Origin of the sequence: Streptomyces sp. NPDC001410, from assembly GCF_042895235.1 — a bacterium.
Classification (GTDB): Bacteria; Actinomycetota; Actinomycetes; order Streptomycetales; family Streptomycetaceae; genus Streptomyces.
In genome coordinates this window covers 166,641-183,630 of the sequence record NZ_JBIAWE010000002.1, presented here as the reverse complement: position 1 = coordinate 183,630, position 16,990 = coordinate 166,641, and the positions used below count along the sequence as shown (strand labels likewise).

Below are 16,990 nucleotides of genomic sequence, written 5' to 3'. Positions count from 1 at the left end.
ACAGAACTGCGGTGGTGCAGCGAGCAGTGGCTTGTCGCCTTGGTGCAGGACCACCCCTCCCAGGGCAGGGGGTGCCGGGTGGCTTGCACGATGCACTTCTGCTCGCCATGTACGGGGACGTCTCGGCCGGTTCCCGCCGTCAGGTACTCAACCCGCGAGGCAATCCGTTCGCTTCAACTGCCCAGTTCAGCGTCGTAGCGGGTCTGAGCACGATCCAACGCCTCGTCCACGTCGCAGCCGTGCGCGCGGAGCCAATGAAGAAAGTCCGCGATGACCGTGATCGCCGACTCCTCGGCCACAGCCCTCCCCAGCTTTCCCGAGCCGGGCCGGAGGGGCGGTTTCGCACCTGCGTAGAACTCCAACAGGGCCTCGGCCCGCTGCACGCCGGGGCCCTCCACGTGACCGTTCGGTGAGGTGAGACCGGTTGTCAGCTCACACCAGGTGACCTTCCGGTCGAGGCGGAGCTGCACACCCCAGCGGGCGGCGATCGCGTCGACGAGGGCCATGCCTCGCCCGCCCTCCGAGTCCAGATTCGCGTCGAGGAGGGTGGGCAGAACGCGCGTATCGGGATCGTGGACCTCGATACGCAGGTGCACTCCGTTCATCGAAACCGCGAGTGTGGCCGGGGTGCCAGGGCCGACGTGCGTGATGATGTTGGACGCCAACTCGCTCACGCAGAGCTGAGCTTCGTCGGTGACTTCGTGCAAACCCCAGATGCCGAGGTGCAGCCGCATAGCCCGTCGCAAGGCGGCCACTTCCGTCGGCTCGGCGGTGAAGGCAAGGTCCCACGGTTTGCGCGTCATGCACGCTTCCTGCCCCACGAAAACCCCTCTCGTCGCAGGCGACACCCCATGAACCACACAGCGTCACAGGGGATCACGATGAGTTGCGTTGCCATCAGAGTGCGACGAGCGAATCCCTTCATGCAATGTGCACAGCGGGATTCCCACTTCCGAGTGATTGGCAAGCCCACCCCTTGGCGCGAGACTGAACGCCCGCTATTCGAAACGGGGTTGATATGGCCGGATCACCCACGGCACGCCGGCGCCGCCTCTCCATCGAACTGAAGAAGCTTCGTGAGCAGAGCACGCTGACCTGCGCCCAGGTCGGCCAGGCTCTGGACTGGAGCGGCTCCAAGGTCAACCGTATGGAGACGGGCAGCGGCCGGGTCCAGCCCTCGGACATCGATGCCCTGTGCAGGTTCTACGGCACCAGCGACGAGCTGCGCGAGTTTCTCAAGTCGCTGGCCCGCCAGGCCAAGGTACGGGGCTGGTGGCAGGTCCACGGCTCAGGTGTTCCGGAGTGGTTCAACATCTACATCGGCCTGGAACAGGACGCGTCCAGCTTCCGCCAGTACCAGTGCGAGTTGGTGCCCGGCCTCATGCAGACCCACGCCTACGCCTCCGAGCTCCACAAGACCGGTGCGCACATGTCCGCCGAGGACATCGACAGGGCCGTACAAGTGCGCATGGAGCGCCAAGCCATGCTGACGCGGCCCGATGCGCCAGAAGCCTGGTTCATCGTGAACGAAGGCGCTCTGCGCAACGTCATCGGGGATCGGGGGTTGATGCGGGAACAGGTCGAACGCGTCCTGGACACAGCCCAGTTGCCGACCGTGACTCTGCAGGTCCTCCCCTTCGACTCGGGCACCTATCCGGCCACGGGCTCCTTCACCATGCTGGGCTTTCCTGCCCCTGAGGATCCCGACATCGTCTACCGGGACGGCATCACTGATGCTGTCTACTTGGAGGGCGAGCATCATGTCCGTGAGTACACCCGGGCTTTCGACGGCCTCCGGGCTGCCGCCCTGAGCCCTCAGCGTTCGGCCCAACTCATCGAAACGGTCTTGAAGGGATACGCGAGTTGAGCATTGCAGCCCTGGACGGGAGCAGCCGACCGATATGGCGCACGTCGTCGTACAGCAACGGTGCGGGAGGGGAGTGCGTCAAGTGCGCACTGACGGATGACCGGACCTTGGTGCGGGACTCGAAGAGCGCAGACGGACCTGAGATCACCGTCGGCAGCGGGGCTTGGCTCTCCTTCATACGTTCCGTGAAGCATGGCGCCGAAGGCTGACGGCACCTGAACGGCGGCTTCGCCCCGCCACATCCCCTGGTCAGCCTTGTTCAACGAGCCGTCGGGCCGGTCGTAGTACGTGACCCGGTACGCCTCATCGCCAGCTGTCGCACGCTCATCGATCTGCCGCGTGAGCACCCTCGGGCGAGCGGATCCCGGGCCTTCAGCTCTCCGCTTCGATCACGGCCCTTCTCTTCTCCTGTAATGACAGCTTCGAAGCCCGCCGCAACGCCACGTGATGACGCCGTCCGACTCGGCCGGCAATGTGTGCGCACCCCTCGCCGCAGGGGATTGCTTCGTCACTTCTGGCAAGTTCTGGCAAGCTTCTGCCCTCTGAAGCGTCTTGGGCGGCAGGCTCTGGCATACGGATCGTCACCTACGACGGAGGTGGACCTATGACCCTGCGTAAGCTCGGCAAGGACCCCGAGAGCCCGAGCGGTGGCTCGCCCACTGTGTATCTGGACGAGGAGAAGGACACCTATCTCGTGCAGGGATGGAAGGTGCTGGACGACGAGCGGCTCGGCCAGATGGACATCCCCGGCCACGAGTCCGTGGTGGAGATCCCGCGACGCATGGTCCAGTTCTTCTTGGAGGTACAGCGTGACCACGGTTCCGACGTTTGAGGAGCTGTTCCGCGACTGCCGCGCATCGGCAGTCCATCTGGAGATGCGGGACGCCTACATGAAGTCGGATCCGGCGTACATCGACTGGGACGCCGGCGCGGTGATCGACCCCGCTGAAAGGTGGGCTGACTGGCTCGCCCTGGTCGCCGAGGCGACGAGCCGAGGAGTGAAGGTCCGCCGCGCCCGTGTCGTGTCCGAGCCGGTGAGCAAGTACATCCGGTTCGAGCATGAGGTGACCAACGGCCTGAACATAGCCGCAGGCGAAGAAGTACGCTGGCTGCCTCGCAGAAAGGCCACCGGCGTCGCTCTGCCAGGCAACGACTTCTGGCTGTTCGACTCGTCCCTGCTACTCGTGAACCACTTCGACGGCGAGGGTGAGTGGCTGGAGCCATCTCTCAGCACCGATCCCCAGGAAATCAAGCTGTGCGCGAGTGCCTTTGAAGCGGTCTGGAAACTGGGTGTCCCTCACGCCGACTACCAACTCGCCTGATCGGCAGGGGAAGAGTCCAACGCAGCGCCATGTCGTCCCCTTCCTCCAGCATTCAGGAAGCCCGTAAGGCGCTCGGCCAACGCCTGCGCGAGATCCGGCTTGACGCCGGTCTCACGGCGCGGGCGTTGGCTGAGCTTGCCGGCTGGCACGAATCCAAGTGCTCTCGGTACGAGAGTGCGGCTCGTAGTCCCTCTGAAGCCGATCTTCGGGCATGGGCGCTGCACTGCGGTGTGCCCCACCTCGCTGACGATCTCGTCACGACGGCACGCGGTATCGACGGCATGTACGTCGAGTGGCGGCGCATGGAGCGATCCGGTCTGCGTCGCGCGCAAGAGTCTGTGGTCCCACTCTGGGAGCGCACCCGCCGTTTTCGTATTTACTCGTCCTGGCTCATCCCGAGCCCAGTACAGACGGCCCCCTACATTGAGGCGGTGCTGACGTCGATCCGCGATCGCCGGCAATTGGTCGATGACGTCGAAGAAGCGGTGCGCGTCCGTGTTGCCAAGCAGCACGTCATCCACGAAGGCGACCACAGCTTCGCAATCGTGCTGGAGGAGGCCGCGCTTCGCTACCGCATCGGCGGCCCCGAGGTCATGGCCGGACAGCTTGGCCACCTACTGTCCGCCGCCTCCCTCCCGTCCGTCTCGCTCGGGATCATCCCGCTGACCGCGGACCGGTCTCGCATCTGGCCCGTTGAGGGCTTCTTTCTGTACGACGCCGAGGTCGCCAACGTCGAGCTGGTCTCCGCGCACCTCACTGTGACGCAGAGCCACGAGATCGACCTGTATGCGCAGACCTTCTCTGCACTGCAGGAGTTGGCCGTCTACGGCTCGAAGGCTCGCGAGCTGATCACCTCGGCGATCGACGCACTCGGGTGATCGTCGGCAAGTTCTGGCACGTTCGTTGAGGGCGCACCTGGCCGCTACCTAGCGTGATTCGCATGGCGGAAACGGTGACTCCTGACGTAGGTGAGCTGGTCTACGACACCAAGCGAGACCGTGTCGGTGAGGTAGTGGACTACCAGGCGGGACGGGCCCTGCTGCGCCCCTTGGGTGGGGGCATCGAATGGGAGGCAGACCCGGACGAGCTCCGGTCGGCCGACGCCAACGAACGCCTGCGAGCACGCGTGACCGAGATGAACACGAGGCGGTTCTGATGCCAGCGCGTTCTGTATGGCGATTCGTGAACTACACGATCAGTCACGTGAACGAGGGCGGCGTGACATGGGAGATCTTCTGCGCGACCTTCGGCTGCGCCGACTCTCACATCGCCGACCGAGACGAAAAGTGCTCCGCGTGGGCCATGCGGCACACGGCCAAGACGGGCCACGACCTGTTCCGGCGTACATGCACTGACCGCGCTCGTGTGACCGTTTCCTCCCACCGGGGATAGCTCCGCCGCGCCCCGAGGCATCTGTGTCACTCCAAGATCTCCCGCCCGGGATGGGCGGCGGCGGTCATTCATGGCCGCGTCAGCTGAGCAGGAAGGTGCAGTAATGCTTGACGGAACCAAGCTGTACGGGCTCGACATCAGCGGGGCCTCCTTCGTGAAGGCGTGCGGAGGTCCCTGCACTGAGGGGTGCGTGACCCTCGCCCGGATCGGCGACGACGCCTGGGCGCTGGGGGACAGCAAGCGGCCGGATGTGGAGCCGCTGCGGTTCACCACGGAGGAGCTGGACGCAGCCGGCATCGATCCGGCGAGGTTCGGGCTGCCTGTCTGATCTCCCCCCGAGGACCGGTCCCGGCTCCCGCGTGGAACCGGGACCGGTCCTCCCCCGACCTTCGACGCCCGACAGGAACGACTGGTGCATTACCACGGCTATCAATGGGTTGGGGCGAAAGAGCGTTTCGACCAGGAGGCCCTCCGGCGGCCTCCGCATCCCGAGCCGCCGCCGGCCGGAAGTAAGCCGGAGCTGATCCAGCGCCATCGCGAGGTGGCAGCGGAGTTCCCGACCGTGGATCTCCCTCCGCTGGAGACGGCTTACTGGCTCGTCAAACCGCGCTCCTTAGTTCGTGGCACGTGGGATGAGGCGAAGTACGCGGCCGCCTGGATCGAGGCGCGCGTGGCCGAGTACGCGCCCCGGTTTGCCTCCGAATGGGAGCGCAGCTTCAACGATCTCGCGTTCCTAGCCAACTCCGTTGTTGAGAAGCTGAGCTTCGGGGGCGATGTGTCTCTCGGGTTCTATCTCGAACGCCCCTCGTACCTGTCGCTGGCGGTGGTGACGTGCTCTCCGAACCGTTCAAAGCCTGAACTGACGTGTCCCGTTGAGCGCACAGGGATGGTGTGACCAGCCTGATTCCCCGGGATCGGCACCGGCCACCGGCACGGAAGTGAGGTCTACGCGGGCGTGATTCTCCGAGGGTCCAAGGCAGGGCAAAGATTCACTGCGCAAGGTTGCGCCGCTACGGTCGTCCCTATGACGCCCCCGGCATCCGCAGCTCGATCGTTCGACCTGCGGGTCGAGTCAGTTGATCACGTGCTCGATCGGGTGGAGCGGTCGCTTGACACCTGCCTGGACCGCGACACGGTCGTGCGTAAGCGCCGCACGGTCGGGGCACAGACGGACCGGGGAACGTGGGTACGCGTCGAGAAACGGGCGGTCGACAGGATCGGAGTCCAGGGCTGGAACGGCACGGAGTGCGCTGCACGTCTGGAGGGCGTCGCGCAGCCCGCATGGCTTGGGTGCGTAGTCTGGCAGGACGCGAGCGAGCCGGTGGTGTGGCGAGCTGATGAGACCCGGCTCCTGCCTGGTTCACCTGTTGGAGCCGCTGTGCTCGGTGGAGACCCAGGGCTGCCGGATGAGTGGTGGCAGGCGCTCAACGTCTCGCTGGATGCCCTCGCGACTCAGGACACCGGGCGCATCGCCACACCGGACACCGTCACTATCACCCAATCCCTCGTCACCGAGTCCATCCGTAGTGTCTTTCCCAGCGACTTCGATACGACCATTGAGCGGTGGGTGCCGGCTCACGCCGATCTGAACTGGGCCAACATGACCGCCCCGACGTTCAGTCTCTTTGACTGGGAGGACTGGGGAATCGCACCGCTGGGGCTGGACTCCGCCTCGTTGTGGGCAAGTTCCCTTGCCGTCCCGCCTCTGGCCGATCGTGTACGGCGAGAGCGTCGCTCGGACTTCAGGAGTCGCGACGGCCAGTTGATGACGTTGTTCGTGTGCTCGAAGATCCTCGGGCCGAGTGCCCATCGGGAGGATCCTCGGCTGGAGCCAGCACGTCACATGGCGAAGCAGGTTGTCGCTGAGCTTCAGAGGACAGCGTAAAAGGGAGGCATAAGCACGGCCGTTTTTTTGGGACACGTGGCGGCTTTCTGGACCTTCTACGCCTCTCCATTCCGGATAGTGCCCCACAGCTCCGACATCTCCACCACCACACCAGGCGCCATCAGCAGCAACGGCTCGTCATACACAGGCACCTGAGGGAGCGCCACCGCCCCCGCCTCCCTCGCAATCAGGTACGCCGGAAGCCCGTCCACCGCATGGAATTCGCCGATGGCTGCGACCGTGGCCCGACCTGCTGCCACCTGGGCCAGGGACAGGGCCGTCGAGCCCATCACCCTTGCCGTGCAGTGACGGGCGGACAGAGCGGTGAGGAGGGTGTCCAGGCCCGGCCAGTGGGCGTGGGCTGCCCATTCCGTGAGGAAGAGGTGGCCCGTGAGGGTGGTGTGGGTGGCTGCGCGGGTCGGGGTGCCGTTCAGGTGGGCGCCTCTTCCTCGGATTGCCGTGAAGGTCTCGCCTCGCCATGGGTCGGCCACCAAGCCGAGTAGTGGGGTGCCGTCGGGGGCCGCCAGGCCCAGGGAGAAGGAGCACCAGCCGATGCCGTGGGCGTAGTTTGTCGTGCCGTCCACCGGGTCCACCACCCAGTACGGTGCGTTCGGGGTTGTCGGCTTGTCGGTGCCGTATTCCTCGCCCTCGATGCCGTGGTTCGGGAAGGACGCCCGTAGGACCGAGCGGACGTGGGCCTCGATGGTCTCGTCCGTCTGCGTGACGATGTCTGCCGGGCTTGCCTTCTCCCGCACACCGCCGTCACGCGGGCGGCGGATCGTCTCTGATGCCCAGGCTGCCAAGTCGGTCGCGACCGCCAGAGCCCGGTCGAGGTCCAGGTCCAGATCCAGGTCCAGGTCGTCGTTCACAGGGTTCACCGCCGGTCGGGTCAGGGACGGTCCTCGGGAAGGATGCCATGGCTCCGCACCGGTGCTCGCCGCGGGCGCCGATGGACGGCAGCGTCAAATTCCGTCCAACGATCACGAGCCCTGCGTGTCGCTTATGTGTATATATGCGCTCACATGAGATTACTTCTAGCGGTTTGCCCGTACTTGAACAGGAGTAATCCGCATGGCATCACAGGCACCCGCCCGTAGACCCCGCCCCAGCCTGCAGCGGCTGACCACGGTCACGCTCGCCCTCGGTACGCTCGGCGCGCTCGTCGCCGCTACGCCGGCCGGGGCCGCGGGCTCGCCGCGCAGGGCCGATCACGGGTTCCGGGAGCGCGACCTGGTGTCCGACATCCCGGGCAGGGCGGAGAAGACCGACCGGAACCTGGTCAACCCCTGGGGTCTGGTCCGTACGCCCTCCGGCAACATCTTCGTCTCGGACAACGGCTCGAACCTGGCCACGACGTACTCGGGCGCCCGGGACAACAAGCCGGTCAACATCCTCTCCCCGGTCGTGTCGATCCCCGAGGGCGGCGCCCCGACCGGGGTCGTGCGCAACGACACCGACAGGTTTCGCTTCACTGACCCCCAGTCGGGGAGGTCCGGGGTCGCCCGTTACCTCTTCGCGGGGGAGGACGGTGACATCTTCGCCTTCAACAAGAACGTGAACCCGACGAGCGCCGTCCGGGTCGCGCACGAGAACAGTGGCGAGGAGAACGCCGTCTTCAAGGGCCTGGCGCTCGTGCCGGGCAAGAAGGAGAACGGAGGCAACAAGAAGCGCGGGCAGGACTGCAAGAAGGGCGGCAAGTGCCACGAGCCGCGTGTGCTGGTCGCGAACTTCCGTGACGCCCGCATCGACAGCTTCGACACGAACTTCGACCTCCTGCCGCCGGACGGCCGATTCCAGGACCCGAACCTCCCGGACGACTTCGCGCCGTTCGACGTCAAGCTGATCGGCGACAAGGTCTTCGTGACCTACGCCAAGCAGGACGAGGACAAGGAGGACGACGTCCCCGGTCCCGGCAACGGCTTCATCAACGTGTTCAGCACCGAGGGCAAGCTCCTCAAGCGCTTCGCGAGCAACGGCCCGCTCAACTCGCCCTGGGGTCTGGAGACGGCGCCCGAGAAGTTCGGGAAGTTCTCCGGCGACCTGCTCGTCGGCAACTTCGGTGACGGCAAGATCAACGTCTTCGACCTGCGGACCGGCGACTTCGAGGGAACCCTTGAGGACCGCAACGGGGACCCGATCGTGATCGACGGGCTGTGGGGGCTCCAGCGCGGCACCGACAAGTCGGGCGGCCGTAACAGCGTCTGGTTCGCCGCGGGCATCAACGACGAGGAGAACGGACTCCTCGGCACCCTCCGCGCCGAGAAGTAGGACGTCGCCGTACCTTCGGGTGCTTGTCCGGCGGATCACCCGTCGGGCGAGCACCCGCCCCTCCCCAGCCCACCGCTATCGGGTCACACCTGAGGCGGGTTAGGCTCTCGGCTGATCTTGGAGCTGAGAGCGGACAAGCGGCGGAAACGGGGTTGCGACATGGGTGGGGCTGTCACTGCTGTGAGCAGTAACGGGGAGTACTCCTTCACCAAGCCGAATCGGGAGAGCATCACGCTGCTCGCCGGGCTCGGGGTCGAGGGGGACGTGCATGCCGGCGTCACCGTCAAGCATCGGTCCCGCGTTGCTCAGGATCCGACGCAGCCCAACCTGCGTCAGGTGCACCTCATTCATGAGGAGCTTTTCGAGGAGGTCGCGGGCAACGGGTTCCGGGTGGTGGCCGGGGAGCTAGGGGAGAACATCACCACCCGGGGGATCGATCTGCTGGGGCTGCCCACCGGGGCGTTGCTGCGGATCGGAGACGACGCCGTCGTCGAAGTGACCGGGCTGCGCAATCCCTGTGCTCAGATCGACAACTTTCAGAAGGGGCTCCTGAAGGAGGTCGTGGGGCGCGGTGAGGACGGGCGCGTCGTGCACAAGGCCGGGGTCATGGGTGTGGTGAAGGTGGGGGGCGTGGTGCGGCCCGGGGATCCCATCGCCGTGGAGCTGCCTGACCGCCCGCATCGGGCGCTTGAGCGGGTCTGAAAGGCGACCTGTCAGGGGAAGGGTGTTCAGGTGGTGGACAGGAACGCCCTTGTCGCCTCGTACGGCCCCTTCGGGCTGTCCCAGTGGATGGCGTAGCCGGCGACCGTGTGTCCGCCGCGCTCATGCTGGGCCGCGCGCTGCGTGGCCGACGGCCCGTCCTCTTCACGGCTCCCCCCGCCGCCAAATGCGAAAATTTTACCCAATACCTATTGACTCATGACGTATCGCATACTAGGCCATTACTAGACCACAACACCGAAAGAGCCACAAAGTCGATGAGGACGTCTAATCGACGGAGTGACTTGGACAGGATGTGGTTCAGGCCCCCGGCAAGCCGGCGCGATACCGAGGCGACAGTGACGACTGAAGCTTCAGGACACGTGCAGCACTACCGGGGACTGTTTTTGTACCCGGTAGTGCCTCCGGATATCCGCATGCGACCAGCTGGTCACCCTGCGTCGATGTCGGGCTGGATCTCCACGGTGAAAACCGCGTCCTCGGGGCCGACGCCTTCCTCGTCCTCCCAGACGATCACGCGCACATGCCTCTCCCCGATGCCACGCACCTCCCACTCGGTCACCAGGTCGGTGACGACGAGCGCGGCGACGTACTGCGCGCCATGGGCCGGGTCGTCGGTGGTGACGGTCCCCTGCCGGCGCCCGGGGTGGCCGCCGTAGGGGCGCCAGCCCTCCGAACCGTGCGGCTCGTCGACCCGGTACACCCAGCGCTTCTCGGTGCCGCCCATGGCACCGATCCTTCCATGGCTTGAAGGCCACGCCCGCCACGCGCCTCGACGATGAAGGGTCGGCACACCCGTCGGGGCGAACGAGGCAGCGGTGAGGGTGCCGCGCTACTGCCGTACACGTGCGCGAATCTCTCGCCACGGGTTTGCCGCCTCCGTCGCCGCATCGGGTGCTGTCGGCATCAACAACTCCTTGCACGAGGGAAGTTGAGGCAAAGACAGGCTCCCACCAGGCCCGGAGCACGCCGGAAAAAGATCTCTCCCGACTCCTGTCACATCCCCGTACGCCCGTCCGTCAGTGCTGTGAAGACGCCAACCAAGGCCCACGCCAAGGAGAGCAGACATGACGAACACCTCGATCTCCCGTATGCCCAACCCGGCCGAGTTCGTCCCCGAGCTGAACGACATCAGCGCCGCCCTCTTCCGAGCCACGGGCAACCGCTCGGTGCCGCGCGCCACGATGAGCCTCGTCCACCTGCGCGCCGGGCAGATCGTCGGGAACACCTACCTGACGGTCCTGAACACCGGTTTCCTGCGCAAGGCCGGGGAGTCCGAGGAGCGCATCACGGCCGTCTCCTCCTGGCAGGACGCCCCGTACTTCACGGACGCCGAGCGCGCCGCCCTCGCCTTGGTGGAGGCCACCCTCCAGCCCGCCCCGCACGGCCAGGAGCGCGTCTCCGACGAGCTGTACGCCGAGGTGGCGAAGCACTACGACAAGAAGGCGCTGGCCACCCTCACCATCGCGATCGGCCAGATCAACTTCTTCATCGCCCTGGCCGTCATCGGCAAGCCCCAGCCGGTCAGCTCCCTCGCGGCCGAGCAGTGGGACTGACTTCACCAGGAACTCGCCGATATCAGAGCCTGCCGATATCAGAAGCTCATCTCCCTCGGTTCCTCCGGGGTCGTCGGAAACTTGACAAGCCCCGACTCAGGTTCAGCTCGTCCGCCGATCCCGGCGTTAGCCTCAGGGCACAGACAAAGGGAGGCAGACATGGCGAAGGTTCCCAGCTCGGTGATCGCCGCGACCGGGCTCGTCGGTGGTTACGGCGTCGCTCGTTGGACCAAGAAGCGACAGCTCGGCGGGGCCGTCCTGGCCGTCGCGGGGGCCGCCGCCGCGCAGCAGTGGCGGCAACAGGCAGGCGGGAAGGCCGCCGGTGCGCTGACCGCCGCGTACGTCGCCGCGTTCGCCGGATCCCACCCGCTGGCGAAGAAGGTCGGCGCGTGGCCGTCGGTCTTCGGTGTCGCGGGCGCCGTGGCCCTGGCCTCCTGGGCTGTCGCCGACCGCCGGGGCTGAGTATCCCCACGTCATTCGCCGACCGCCGAGGCTGAGCCAGCCGACCTCGTTCGCCGACCGGACCGCCGGGGCCGAGTCAGCCCACATCTGAATCACCCCACCCCGTTCGCCGACCGAAACGACCGCCGATACGCCTGCGGACTCGTCCCCACCACCCGGCGGAACCGCTCCCGGAAAGCCGTCGGCGACCCGAAGCCCGCCTGGGCCGCGATCCGTTCCACCGGGTACGGCGTCGTCTCCAGCAGGTACTGCGCCCGCCGTACCCGCGCCCGGTGCAGCCACTGCAGAGGTGTCGTACCGGTCTGCTCGCGGAAGCGGCGGTTGAGGGTGCGGCTGCTCATGCGGGCCTGTGCCGCGATCTCGTCCAGGGTGAGGTCGCGGTCGCAGTTGTGCTCCAGCCAGGTCAGGAGGGGCTCCAGGGTCGCTCCGGCCGGGGCCGGAGGCAGGTCGTGGACGATGAACTGGGCCTGCCCGCCCTCCCGTTCCAGCGGCATCACGGACATCCGGGCCGCGTGCGCGGCGACCGCCGAGCCGTGGTCCTTGCGGATCATGTGCAGGCACATGTCCATGGCCGCGGCCGCGCCCGCCGAGGTGAGGAACTGGCCGTTGTCGACGTAGAGGACGTTCGGGTCGACGGTGATCTTCGGGTACATCGCGGCGAGGTCCCCGGCCGCCCTCCAGTGCGTCGTCGCCCGCCAACCGTCCAGCAGACCCGTCGCCGCGAACACGAACGCGCCCACGCAGATCGACGCTACGCGCGTCCCGTTCGCCGCCGCCGCGCACAACGCCTCCGCGACGCCCGGCGGCAGCGGCGCGGTCGGGTCGGCGACGCCCGGCAGCATGATCGTGTCCGCCTCCGCCAGCGCCTCCAGGCCGTACGGCGCCCGCACCGTGAAGACCCCCGCACCCGCGCTCACCTCCCCCGCCGGGGAGCAGACCCGCACCCGGTAGGCGGGCCGCCCGTCCGGCAGCCGGGCCCAGCCGAAGGTGTCGATCGGGACGGACAGGTCGAACGGGATCACCTGGTCCAGCGCCAGGACGGCCACGGCGTGCATGGCAAGAACGTAGCAGTGCGACGGATTGTCGCCAGCTGCACTGCCGCCCGCAACTCGCCCGGGCCGGAGCGCGCAACCGGGATCGTCGCGCGGCACCCCGTGCTACGCGATCACCGGCAAGGAGGACGGGGCACGGCTGCCACGACGTACGCGGAAACGCTTCAGCCGATCGCCGCGGGCCACTGTCGGCGCAGGTCAGGCACGTACCAGGAAGGCGCAAGAGCGGTCCCCCGGCCAGTGTGGTGACTTCGCGTCACAGATCGACTCCATTGCGTGACCAGTCGCGGGTGAGGGGACGTACCAGCCCGAACGGAAACCACCGCCCCCTCTTCAGGAGGATCGGAAGACGATGACCATCAGGCGCCCCCTCACTCTGGCCCGCGCAACCGCCGCTGCCGCGGCCGCCGCGGCCGCCCTGCTGCTGCCGCTGTCCGCCGCACCGGCCAACGCCGCCGCGGCACCCGCCGCCGCCCTGCCCCCCGGCGTGATCCACCTCGAAGACAGCGAGCCCTGTCCGCCCGCCACCCTGTGCCTGTACCGCGACTACGGCCGCCAGGGCCCGGCGTACGGCATCGGCGCCGGCTACTACGTCGACCTGCGCCGGCTGCCCATGCCCGGCGGCGTCGGCGGCCCCAGCGCCGCCGACAACGTCTCCTCGTGGGTGAACAACACCGGCTACGCCGCCCTGCTCATCGACGAGGAGGACCAGCAGGACCGGCCCCTGTTCCCCGGGCAGTACCTTGAGGAGCCCCCGCCCACGAACGACACGGTCGACGTGGTTCGCTGGCTGTAACAGCGGAAGAACACCGGGGCCACTGTCGCGCCTGCGGGGGTGGCCCCTCGCCTCCGGCCCCGGCCACCTCTGGCGAGAATCAGTCGCTCCCTGGCAGCCACGCCACTTCTCCAAGATCCGCCGCCCGCCTAACGTCCCTGCGTGACCAAGTTCCTCCTCGCCGTCCACGTCCTCGCCGCGATCGTCGCCATCGGGCCCGTCACCGTCGCCGCCAGCATGTTCCCGCCCGCCGCCCGCCGGGCCCTGCCCGCCCCGGACGACGCCCGGGCCGCGGAGACGCTGCAGCTGCTGCACCGCATCTGCAAGGTCTACGCCGTCGCCGGTGTCGTCGTCCCGGTCTTCGGGTTCGCCACCGCGAGCAATATGGGCGTGCTCGGCAGCGCCTGGCTGATCGTGTCCATCGCGCTCACGGCGCTGGCCGCCCTCGTACTCGCCGCGCTGGTGCTGCCCGCCCAGACCGCGCTCGTGGAGGGTGAGGGCACACGCGAGAAGACCGTCCGACTGGCCATGTTCACCGGAGTGTTCAACCTGCTGTGGGCGGCCGTGACGATCCTGATGATCGTGCGGCCGGGGTCGACGACCGGAGCCTGAGTTTCTGTTATCGGCGGCGGATGTCGTCCGTCTCCGGGGCATGCACGTGACACCTCAGACCATCAGCCGCCGGAGTCTCGTCAAGGCCGCGGGAGTCGCGACCGCGGCAACCGCCCTCGGTACGAGTGCGAGTACGGCACCCGCCGCCGCTGCCGCCGCCTTCGCACACCCCGGTCTGCTGCACACCCGTACCGACCTCGCCCGGATGGCGGCCAAGGTGAAGGCGGGCGCCGCGCCCTGGACCGCCGGATACGCGAGGCTCACCGCCAACCGGCATGCGCAGAGCGGCTGGCGGCCCAACCCGCAGCCGACCGTCTACCGGGGCGACGGCAGCCCGCAGAACTACGCCACCCTCTACAACGACATCCACGCCGCCTACCAGAACGCCCTCCGCCACCACGTGAGCGGAGAACAGGCCCACGCCGACACGGCCGTGGCGATCCTCAACGGCTGGTCGCGCACGCTCACCTCACTCGCCGGGTCCGCCGACCGGTTCCTCGCGGCCGGACTGTACGGCTACCAGTTCGCCAACGCCGCCGAACTCGTCCGCGACCACCCGGACTTCGACCTGCCCGCCGCCAGAAAGGTCCTGCTGAACGTCTTCTCCGCGCTCAGCGAGTCCTTCCTCGAACGGCACAACAACGCCGTCGTCACCAACTACTGGCCCAACTGGGACCTGAGCGCCCTCGCCTGCGTCCTGGCCACCGGCACCTTCTGCGACGACCGCGGCCGGGTCGACCAGGCCGTCGCGTACTTCAAGCAGGGCTCCGGTCTCGGCTCCGTCCGGCACGCCATCCCGGTCGTCCACGCCGACGGACTCGCCGAGTGGCTGGAGGCCGGCCGCGACCAGGGGCACGCCCTGCTCGGCGTGGGCCTCATGGGCACCATCTGCGAGATGGCCTGGAACCAGGGCATCGACCTCTACGGCTACGACGACAGCCGCTTCCTCAAGGGCGCCCAGTACGTGGCCAAGTGGAGCCTCGGGGAGTCCGTGCCGTACACGCCCAACACACGGAGGAAGGGTGCGATCAGCGGCTGGTCCGGGAGTGAGACGGCCACCGCCGCCGCTGCCGTCGACCCGGCCACGACCCGCCCGATCTGGGCGATGATCGCCAACCACTACACCCGGCGCCGCGGCCTGTCCGCCACCTACCTCACCCGGATCGCCGCCAAGGCCGCACCCGAGGGCGGCGGCGGGGACTACGGCCCCAACAGCGGCGGCTACGACCAACTCGGCTTCGGGACACTCACCTTCACCCGCGACCGCAGCCCTCGACCGCAGACCCCGGCCTCCCCCGGCCCGACCGCCACAGCCTCCGGCCACAGCCCGACAGCCGGGGCCTCCGACCCGCGCCCGCAGACACAGTCGACCGGCAAGCCCGGCCACGACCTCGCCGCGACCGGCACCGCCGACGTCCTCGGCTGGCTGGGCGCGGCGAGCGTCACCGCCGTGGCCGGCGGGCTGCTGCTGCTCCGGCGACGGGACAGGACCGCCCGGCGCCCGGAACAGTGACGGCAGTGACGGCAGTGACGGCAGTCCCGGCCCCTACAGCTCCGTCTGCCCCGCGCCCTTGAGCGCGTTCAGGTCGAAGACCTCGCCCATCTTGCCGAAGCCCAGGTCGCTGGGGTGCAGATGGTCCCCGGAGTCGTACTCGGGGCGCAGGCGGCGCGGGTCGTAGGGGTCCCTGAGGGACTTGTCGAAGTCGACGACGGCGTCGTACACCCGGCCCGCCCGGATCTGCGCGTTGACCTGCTGGCGCACCGCCTCCCGGGCCGGGGTCCAGCCGCGGTGGCCCTCGAACGGCATGAGCGTGGCGCCGACGACCTTCAGGCCGCGGGCGTGGGCCTGGCGGACCAGGGTGCGCAGGCCGTCGGCGATCCGGTCCGGATCGGCGAGCTTCGGGTTGCGCAGGATGTCGTTGATGCCGAGGTCGATGACGACGACCTTGACGTTGGTCCGGGACAGCGCGTCCCGGCCGAAGCGGCCCAGGCCGCTCTGGTTCTCGGCGGGCCGGCCGAGGCCGTCGGCGAGGACCTGGTTGCCGCTGATGCCCTCGTTGACGATGCCGTAGCGGGGCAGCGCCTCGCCGCTCTCGACGGCCGTGCGCAGGCGGCCGGAGAGGACGTCGGTCCAGCGGTGGTTGGCGCCGACGGTGGAGGTTATGCCGTCGGTGATGGAGTCGCCGAACACGACGACCGTGCCGGTGGCCTCGTTGCTCAGGACGTCGAGGGCCGTCAGATAGCGCCAGTACGGGGTCTGTTCGGTGTACGGGGTGCCGGTCGCGTCCTCGGTGCGGTCGCCCTGGGCGACGTACGACAGCTGCCGCGCGTGCGGGTGGTACGTCACCGGGCCGGACGGGGTGGGTGAGTACGTGGTGACCAGGACGTCCGTGCCGTGCGGGATGGTCAGGCGCACCGCGTCGCTGAGCACCTGGCCGCCGGCCGGTATGACGACGCCGACGCTGCCGTTGAAGGTGAGGCGCCGCATCGTTTCCGCGTCGGCCGCGGCGGTGCCGTCACCCGCCGAGAGGGCGAGGGAGGCGTGCGTGATGGTCAACGGGGACTGGCCGTACAGGTTCGACAGCGTGATCCGGGCGCTCGTCCCTCCGGTGCTCGCGTGCACCACGTTCCGCACCGAGCGGCCGGCCAGGCCCGCCGTCTCCGTGCCCGGCTCGCCGCCCGCGGGCGCCGTGGACCAGGCGCCGACCCAGGTGCCGGTCGAGGCGGGAGCGACGGACGAGTCGTGGTGCGGGCGGCCGCCGGCGAAGGTGCCGCGAGGGGTGCCGTCGTCGGCCGCCACGGTGACGTAGATGACGGCGCACACGGCCACGACGAGCGCGACAAGCGCACTCAACACTGCATAACCACGACGCTTGGCCACGGTTCTGTTGTTCTCCCCCGGACAATGGGAGCCCGAGGCTCCGGTCTGAAGAGCCCATGATCGCTCATGGACCCGGGAGAGCTGACAGGGCCCTGCCCAAAACCCCCCTCCGGACAGACGCCGGGAACTCCTGTTCCGTTCCGGGAGTCGGTCAGGAAGGGACAATTGTGTGCGGGATCACCGGACGGGTGGAGCTGA

The 16,990-nt window shown here is 68.1% G+C and carries 21 protein-coding genes; 16 read left to right on the top strand and 5 right to left on the bottom strand.

Features of this window, described 5'->3' with window-relative positions; translation table 11 throughout:
- Positions 1-173: 173 nt before the first annotated feature.
- Complete coding sequence (locus tag ACFY3C_RS04370; protein WP_386580310.1) at positions 174-803, bottom strand: ATP-binding protein; 630 nt, start codon at positions 801-803, stop codon at positions 174-176.
- 215 nt (positions 804-1,018) lie between these two features.
- Between ACFY3C_RS04370 and ACFY3C_RS04365 the strand changes: the two genes are divergently transcribed.
- The 9 genes from ACFY3C_RS04365 (at position 1,019) to ACFY3C_RS04325 (ending at position 6,466) form a co-directional block, all read left to right on the top strand.
- Entirely contained in the window at positions 1,019-1,867 is an 849-nt protein-coding gene (locus tag ACFY3C_RS04365) for a helix-turn-helix domain-containing protein (RefSeq protein ID WP_390769647.1), read from the top strand.
- Entirely contained in the window at positions 1,864-2,076 is a 213-nt protein-coding gene (locus tag ACFY3C_RS04360; RefSeq protein WP_386580312.1) for a DUF397 domain-containing protein, read from the top strand. Before ACFY3C_RS04365 ends, ACFY3C_RS04360 begins: the two co-directional genes overlap by 4 nt.
- Positions 2,077-2,471: 395 nt before the next feature.
- Positions 2,472-2,699, top strand: a complete 228-nt coding sequence (locus tag ACFY3C_RS04355) for a hypothetical protein (protein WP_390769646.1) — start codon at positions 2,472-2,474, stop codon at positions 2,697-2,699.
- Positions 2,677-3,189 carry a DUF6879 family protein gene (locus tag ACFY3C_RS04350; protein ID WP_390769645.1) on the top strand — a complete coding sequence of 171 codons (513 nt, stop codon included), beginning with the start codon at positions 2,677-2,679 and terminating at the stop codon, positions 3,187-3,189. Before ACFY3C_RS04355 ends, ACFY3C_RS04350 begins: the two co-directional genes overlap by 23 nt.
- Positions 3,190-3,218: 29 nt before the next feature.
- Complete coding sequence (locus ACFY3C_RS04345) at positions 3,219-4,067, top strand: helix-turn-helix domain-containing protein (protein WP_390769644.1); 849 nt, start codon at positions 3,219-3,221, stop codon at positions 4,065-4,067.
- 62 nt (positions 4,068-4,129) lie between these two features.
- Entirely contained in the window at positions 4,130-4,345 is a 216-nt protein-coding gene (locus ACFY3C_RS04340; RefSeq protein WP_390769643.1) for a hypothetical protein, read from the top strand.
- A gap of 339 nt (positions 4,346-4,684) precedes the next feature.
- Positions 4,685-4,909, top strand: a complete 225-nt coding sequence (locus tag ACFY3C_RS04335; protein ID WP_389175410.1) for a DUF397 domain-containing protein — start codon at positions 4,685-4,687, stop codon at positions 4,907-4,909.
- A gap of 84 nt (positions 4,910-4,993) precedes the next feature.
- The gene (locus ACFY3C_RS04330) at positions 4,994-5,476 is read left to right on the top strand and encodes a hypothetical protein (RefSeq protein WP_390769642.1); all 483 of its coding nucleotides are present in this window, start codon (positions 4,994-4,996) and stop codon (positions 5,474-5,476) included.
- Between the two features lie 129 nt (positions 5,477-5,605).
- Positions 5,606-6,466, top strand: coding sequence for a hypothetical protein (locus ACFY3C_RS04325; protein ID WP_390769641.1), 861 nt, complete (start codon positions 5,606-5,608; stop codon positions 6,464-6,466).
- Between the two features lie 56 nt (positions 6,467-6,522).
- On the opposite strand, the gene ACFY3C_RS04320 is transcribed toward ACFY3C_RS04325, so the two are convergent.
- The gene (locus tag ACFY3C_RS04320; protein ID WP_390769640.1) at positions 6,523-7,335 is read right to left on the bottom strand and encodes an inositol monophosphatase family protein; all 813 of its coding nucleotides are present in this window, start codon (positions 7,333-7,335) and stop codon (positions 6,523-6,525) included.
- Positions 7,336-7,537: 202 nt separating this feature from the next.
- Between ACFY3C_RS04320 and ACFY3C_RS04315 the strand changes: the two genes are divergently transcribed.
- Both ACFY3C_RS04315 and ACFY3C_RS04310 read left to right on the top strand, forming a co-directional pair.
- Positions 7,538-8,734 (top strand): TIGR03118 family protein, encoded by a 1,197-nt coding sequence (locus ACFY3C_RS04315; protein WP_390769639.1) that lies wholly within the window; start codon positions 7,538-7,540, stop codon positions 8,732-8,734.
- Between the two features lie 159 nt (positions 8,735-8,893).
- On the top strand, positions 8,894-9,436 hold the full coding sequence (locus ACFY3C_RS04310) for an MOSC domain-containing protein (protein WP_390769638.1): 543 nt from the start codon (positions 8,894-8,896) through the stop codon (positions 9,434-9,436).
- 448 nt (positions 9,437-9,884) lie between these two features.
- On the opposite strand, the gene ACFY3C_RS04305 is transcribed toward ACFY3C_RS04310, so the two are convergent.
- On the bottom strand, positions 9,885-10,181 hold the full coding sequence (locus ACFY3C_RS04305; RefSeq protein ID WP_386581766.1) for a hypothetical protein: 297 nt from the start codon (positions 10,179-10,181) through the stop codon (positions 9,885-9,887).
- Positions 10,182-10,521: 340 nt separating this feature from the next.
- Between ACFY3C_RS04305 and ACFY3C_RS04300 the strand changes: the two genes are divergently transcribed.
- Positions 10,522-11,010 carry a carboxymuconolactone decarboxylase family protein gene (locus tag ACFY3C_RS04300; RefSeq protein ID WP_390769637.1) on the top strand — a complete coding sequence of 163 codons (489 nt, stop codon included), beginning with the start codon at positions 10,522-10,524 and terminating at the stop codon, positions 11,008-11,010.
- A 159-nt stretch (positions 11,011-11,169) separates the two neighbouring features.
- Positions 11,170-11,472, top strand: a complete 303-nt coding sequence (locus tag ACFY3C_RS04295) for a hypothetical protein (protein ID WP_386581761.1) — start codon at positions 11,170-11,172, stop codon at positions 11,470-11,472.
- A 92-nt stretch (positions 11,473-11,564) separates the two neighbouring features.
- Here ACFY3C_RS04295 and ACFY3C_RS04290 read toward each other — a convergent pair whose 3' ends face one another.
- Positions 11,565-12,527, bottom strand: a complete 963-nt coding sequence (locus tag ACFY3C_RS04290; RefSeq protein ID WP_386581759.1) for a GlxA family transcriptional regulator — start codon at positions 12,525-12,527, stop codon at positions 11,565-11,567.
- 349 nt (positions 12,528-12,876) lie between these two features.
- Between ACFY3C_RS04290 and ACFY3C_RS04285 the strand changes: the two genes are divergently transcribed.
- The 3 genes from ACFY3C_RS04285 to ACFY3C_RS04275 all read left to right on the top strand — a co-directional run bounded on the left by ACFY3C_RS04285 (position 12,877) and on the right by ACFY3C_RS04275 (position 15,424).
- On the top strand, positions 12,877-13,320 hold the full coding sequence (locus tag ACFY3C_RS04285; RefSeq protein WP_386581758.1) for a peptidase inhibitor family I36 protein: 444 nt from the start codon (positions 12,877-12,879) through the stop codon (positions 13,318-13,320).
- Between the two features lie 141 nt (positions 13,321-13,461).
- Positions 13,462-13,911 (top strand): hypothetical protein, encoded by a 450-nt coding sequence (locus ACFY3C_RS04280; RefSeq protein WP_390769636.1) that lies wholly within the window; start codon positions 13,462-13,464, stop codon positions 13,909-13,911.
- A gap of 40 nt (positions 13,912-13,951) precedes the next feature.
- Positions 13,952-15,424 carry an alginate lyase family protein gene (locus ACFY3C_RS04275; RefSeq protein WP_390769635.1) on the top strand — a complete coding sequence of 491 codons (1,473 nt, stop codon included), beginning with the start codon at positions 13,952-13,954 and terminating at the stop codon, positions 15,422-15,424.
- 33 nt (positions 15,425-15,457) lie between these two features.
- Here ACFY3C_RS04275 and ACFY3C_RS04270 read toward each other — a convergent pair whose 3' ends face one another.
- Complete coding sequence (locus ACFY3C_RS04270) at positions 15,458-16,792, bottom strand: SGNH/GDSL hydrolase family protein (RefSeq protein ID WP_390769634.1); 1,335 nt, start codon at positions 16,790-16,792, stop codon at positions 15,458-15,460.
- Positions 16,793-16,990: the final 198 nt, after the last annotated feature.